General features: G+C 74.2%; 3 protein-coding genes. 1 reads left to right on the top strand and 2 read right to left on the bottom strand.

Translation table 11 applies throughout. The annotated features are described in order from the left end of the window. Window positions 1–12: 12 nt before the first annotated feature. Both E1193_RS29865 and E1193_RS29860 read right to left on the bottom strand, forming a co-directional pair. Window positions 13–1,803 (bottom strand): HD domain-containing protein, encoded by a 1,791-nt coding sequence (locus E1193_RS29865; protein WP_132186486.1) that lies wholly within the window; start codon window positions 1,801–1,803, stop codon window positions 13–15. 128 nt (window positions 1,804–1,931) lie between these two features. Beyond that, window positions 1,932–3,689 carry a DEDD exonuclease domain-containing protein gene (locus E1193_RS29860; protein WP_132186485.1) on the bottom strand — a complete coding sequence of 586 codons (1,758 nt, stop codon included), beginning with the start codon at window positions 3,687–3,689 and terminating at the stop codon, window positions 1,932–1,934. A 127-nt stretch (window positions 3,690–3,816) separates the two neighbouring features. Between E1193_RS29860 and E1193_RS29855 the strand changes: the two genes are divergently transcribed. Then, window positions 3,817–5,223, top strand: a complete 1,407-nt coding sequence (locus E1193_RS29855; protein ID WP_132186484.1) for an NYN domain-containing protein — start codon at window positions 3,817–3,819, stop codon at window positions 5,221–5,223. Window positions 5,224–5,232: the final 9 nt, after the last annotated feature.

Below are 5,232 nucleotides of genomic sequence, written 5' to 3'. Positions count from 1 at the left end.
GGTGGGTGCGGCTCACCGGCTGTGGTCGACGAGGTCGATGAGCTGCTGGACCACGGCGTCCGGCTCGACCGCCCGGTCGAAGACCGCCACCAGGAGGGTTTCCAGGTCGGGGTAGCCCAGCTCCTCGGAGAGCCGCAGCAGCGGCAGGTCGCTGGCCAGCCCTCGGTCGCGCTTGCGCAGTGCCAGGCCGATCGTGGCCCGACCGAGACGCACCTTGTCGGCGATCGAGATGCCCGGCGCGGTGTGCTCGGCGAACCACCGGTTGATCTGCATCTGGGCGTGCGGCGACTTGACGAAGCTGAGCCACTCCCGGCGCGGCCCGCGGGGGGCGGCGGTGGCCTCGAACCCGCTCTCCGCGTCGTTCTCGGTGAAGATCTCCACCACGTCGCCCTCCTCCAACTCGGAGGAGAGCGGGGCCAGCCGGCCGTTGATCCGGGCGGCGAGACAATGGTCGCCGCGGTCGGTGCCCAGTTCGTACGCCAGGTCGACCGGGGTGGCGCCGGCCGGGAGCACCACCTGTCGGCCGTCGGCGACCACCTGGATCTGCGCCTCGGCCAGGTCGCAGCGCAGCGACTCGAGGAACTGGGCCGGATCGGGCGCCTCCTGCTCCCAGTCCAGCACCCGGCGCAGCCAGCCCAACTGGTCGACCTTGGCGGATTCCGACCCGGCGGTGCGGGGGAAACGGAAGTCGGCGGCGATGCCGTACTCGGCCCAACGGTGCATCTCACGGGTGCGGATGAGCACCTCGACGGTGCGGTCCTGGGGGCCGCAGACGCTGGTGTGCAGGGACCGGTAGAGGTTGTTCTTCGGGGAGGCGATGAAGTCCTTGAACCGGCCGGGGATCGGGCGCCACCGGCAGTGCACGGCGCCGAGTGCCGCGTAGCAGTCGGTGGCCGGGCCGTCGACCACGATCACGATGCGGGGCAGGTCGAACGGGGCGGTGTGACTGCCGGCGACGGTGTCCTTCCAGATCGAGTAGAGGTGCCGGGGACGCGGACTGACCTCGGCGTCGACCCGGCTGCGGCGCAGCGCCACCTTCGCCTGGGCGACCACGTCGTCGAGGTACGCGTCCCAGCCGGGCCGGTCGTGCACGTGCCGGGCGATCCGGGCGTGCTCGTCGGGCTCGAGGTGCAGCAGCACCACGTCGTCCAGCTCGCGCTTGAGGGTCTGGATGCCCAGCCGGTCGCAGAGCGGGACGAGCACCTCCTGGGTCTTGCGGGCGATTCGTTCGCGGGACGCGGCCGAGCGGACCCCGAGGGTGCGCATGTTGTGCAGCCGGTCCGCCAGTTTGATGATCAGCACACGGACGTCCTTGCCGGCCGCGACGATCATCTTGCGGATGGTCTCGGCCTCGGCGGCCTTGCCGTAGAACGCCTTGTCGAACTTGGTGACCCCGTCGACCAGGTGGGCCACCTCGCCGCCGAAGTCCTCGGCGAGCGCCTGGAGGGTGTATCGGGTGTCCTCCACCGTGTCGTGCAACAACGCGGCGACCAGTGTGGTGGTGTCCATGCCGAGGTCGGCGCAGATCTCGGCGACCGCCAGCGGATGGGTGATGTACGGCTCGCCGCTCTTGCGGAACTGGCCGCGGTGCATGTTCTCCGCGATCGTGTACGCCCTGCGCAGCACGGAGGGGTCCGCGCTGGGGTGGATGCTCCGGTGGCTGCGGACGAGCTGGCTGACCGGGTCGGTGTCGTTGGTCGGCCAGGTCAGCAGCGACCGCAGGCGGCGGGCCAGCGGCAGCTCCCCCGGCTGCGTCGGGAGCGCGCCCCCCAGGGCGGCGCCGTGTCCGGCGTCGACGTCCACGAGGGACACCTCCTCACCCCGGCTCCGCGGCCACCGTCATCGGCAACCGGAAGCAGGCCCACGAAACGGGCAGGACTGCACTCCCTTAACAGCCTAAGTGAGCCGGCGTCATCCGATCGGTCACTTGCTCATGAGCGTTCGGTCGAGAGTTGGGGGGAGCCAGCGTTCTCGGCCTTCGCCAGAAGGTCACGGTAGCGGGCCGCGCCGGTCACCGGCGACGACCACTCGGACGACATCTCCACCAGCCGGGTCTCCGGCCGCTCCAACCAGGACAAGATCCGTTCGGTCTCCTCGGCGGACGCCCGGGGCACCGGCCCGTGGCCGGGCGGCACCGTCTCGGCGGTGGCCCGGATCGCGGTGATCGTCGGTCGCGGGTGGACACCGGGCGGGGACACCCCCGCGCCGGCCAGCCGGCCATGCCGCACCAGCGCCAGCTCCCAGCCGCCGCCGGCGGCGGGTCGGGCGGCGGCCAGCTCGGCGATCCGGGTCAGCGCGGCGAGCCGTTGCATCCGGACGGTCGCCCGGAGCACGGCGGCCAGCCGGGAGCGCACCACCGTGGCCTCCTCGTAGCGCTGGGCCGCCGCCAGCGTCGCGATCCGGGCGAGCAGGGCGTCGACCACCGGCTGCGGGTCGCTGGTGGTCGCGGCGCGGAACGGGGCGGCGGCGCGGTGGTCGTACTCGTCGGGAGTGATCCGGTGCTCGCAGGGCGCCGGGCAGCGACCCAGCTCGGCCAGCGCGCAGGCCGGCGTGACCGTGCGCAGCGAGAGCCGGTGGGTGCACTGGCGCAGCGGGACCGCGTCGTGGAACCCGGCCGCCGCCAGCTCGGCGGCCCGCCGGGAGCGGAACGGCCCCAGGTAGGCGGTGTCGGTGGGGGAGAGGGCGCGCACCACCGACAGCCGCGGGTACGCCTCGTCGGTCAGCTTGAGCCAGACCAGCCGCTCCGGGAACTTCGACCGGCGGTTGTACGGCGGCGCGTGCGCGCCAATCAGCCGCAGCTCACGGACTTCGGCCTCCAGGGAGTGCGCACACTCGACCGCCTCGACCCGCTCGGCCGCGGCCAACATCTCCGACATCCGGGCCCGCTTCTCGGCGGCGGTGAAGTAGCTGCGCACCCGGGTGGCGATGTCGCCGGAGGTGCCGACGTAGAGCGGGCGGCCGTCGGCGGCGCGGAAGATGTAGACCCCGGGAGCCTTGGGCAGCCCGTCGGCGAGGTGCCGCTTGCGCCGCTGGGTGGGGGTGACCGCCTTCGCGAACTCGATCGCCTCGCCGACCGTGTCGACCCGGTGCCCGCCGAGCCGGGCGATCAGCCCGTGCAGCACGTCCACCGTGGCCTTCGCGTCGTCGAGCGCCCGGTGGGTGGGCTGGGTGGCGGTGCGGAAGTAGGCCGCGAGGGTGCCGAGCTTGCGGTTGGGCACCTCGTCGCGGGTCAGCACGCGCCGGGCCAGCGCCGCCGTGTCCAGCACCCGGGGATTGGGCCACCGGTAGCCGTGCCGGGCACAGGCCGCCTTCAGGAAACCCACGTCGTAGGGGGCGTTGTGGGCGACCAACACGGCGTCGGCGACGAACTCCAGGAAACTCGGCAGGACCTGCTCGATCGGTGGGGCGGGGACCAGCATGGCCTGGGTGATGCCGGTCAGCACGGTGATGAACGGCGGGATCGGCACGCCGGGGTTGACCAGGGTGGCCAGCACCCCCAGCTCCTCGCCGCCGCGCACCTTGACCGCGCCGATCTCGGTGATCCCGCCGCCGTCCGGCGCGCCGCCGGTGGTCTCCAGGTCGACCACCACGAAGGTGGCCGCGTGGAGCGGCAGCGCCGGGTCGACCCCGGCGCCCGCCGTCGGATCCAGACCGGCCAGCGACTGCTGGACGTACTCCCCAGGTGCCACGGGCGGAACGGTAACCGGCTGGTCCGACACTCCCGGCACACCCGCCCCAGCAGGTACCACGGGGCTAGGATGAGAGATCGGCTCACTCACTGGGCGGTGGGCCCGGTCGCGGTGGGAGACTTGCCACATGCCCCTCACCGAGCCGAACGACGACCATCTCCCCGAGGAGAGGTCGTCCGTCGCCGCGCCGGAGGCTGGCGACGACCCGGGTGTGGGGGCGCCCGAGCCGGAGCCGATCCTTCCCGAACCGGTCCGTCAGCGCATTGTCGCCCTGACCGCCGCGGTGCTGCCCGGCCTGCCCGCCGACGAGGTGCCGGTGCCGCTGCGCCGGGTCGCCAAGTTCGCCCCGAACCGCCGGGCCCGCCTGGGTGCCCCGGCGATCGCGGCCCAGCTCACCGGCGATCCGCTGTTCCGGCAACGGATCACCGCCCGAGTGCTCGCCGACGCCGGTGACCTGGGCGCCGCCGTCGTCGAGGGGACCGCCCCGGCCGCCGCCGACCCGGTCGAGGTGGCCGCCCTGGCGTACCTTGCCCGGCCCCGGGGCTGGCGGGAGCTGATCGAGGCCAGCGGGGCCGCGGTACGCGCCGAGGCGGACAGCGCGGTCGTCGCCGAGCTGGTCCGCGAGGCCGAGCAGCGGGCCACCCGCGCCGAACACGACCGGGCGGTGGCCCGGGTCGAGGCGGAGAAGCTCCGCGACGAGCTGGCCCGGGTGCGCGAGGAGCTGGGCCAGCTGCGGGAGGAGAACCGGCAGCTCAACCGGACGCTGCGGGAAACACAGGCGCGCGAGCGCCGGGCCGGCGAACTGCTGGCCACCGAGCGTGGCCGGGCCGCCCGGGCCGCCGCCGACGCCGATGCCGAGCTGCGCCGGGCGCGGGCCCGGCTCGCCGAGGCCGAGGCGGCGGCCGGCGTCGCCCGGGCCAGCGCCAAGGAGGCCCGTTCGGTCGACGACGCGCGGCTCTGGCTGCTGCTGGAGACGATCGGGCAGGCCGCCGTCGGGCTGCGCCGCGAGCTGGCCCTGGATCCGGTCGACAAGCTGCCTGCCGACTTCGTCGCCGACGCCTTCGCCGTGAACCCGGCCGCCGCGCCCGCCGCCGGTCCGGCGGCCCGCGCCCGCGACACCGACGACCCGGCCCGCCTGGACCAACTCCTCGCTCTGCCCCGGGCGCACCTGGTGGTCGACGGCTACAACGTCACCAAGCGCGGCTTCGGCGAGATGTCCCTCGAACAGCAGCGCAAACGGCTGATCACCGGCCTGGGCGGGATCGCCGCGCAGACCGGCGACGAGGTCACCGTCGTGTTCGACGGCGCCGAGCGGATGCACGGCCTGCCTCCCGCCCCGCGCGGCGTGCGGGTGCTCTTCAGCCGCAAGGGTGAGACCGCCGACGAGCTGATCCGCCGGCTGGTCCGGGCCGAGCCGGCGGGGCGGCCGGTCGTGGTGGTCTCCTCCGACCGGGAGGTCGCCGACGGCGTCCGCCGGCACGGGGCGTACCCGCTCGGAGCCGACTCGCTGCTCCGCCGCCTCTCCCGCTCCTGACCCACCCCC

This window comes from Micromonospora sp. KC606, from assembly GCF_004348675.1.
GTDB lineage: Bacteria > Actinomycetota > Actinomycetes > Mycobacteriales > Micromonosporaceae > Micromonospora.
This window is presented reverse-complemented; position numbering and strand designations above follow the sequence as displayed.

Excerpts from the sequence above, each read along its gene's own strand:
- E1193_RS29855 (WP_132186484.1), top strand. The coding sequence starts at position 3,817 with ATGCCCCTCACCGAGCCGAACGACGACCATCTCCCCGAGGAGAGGTCG.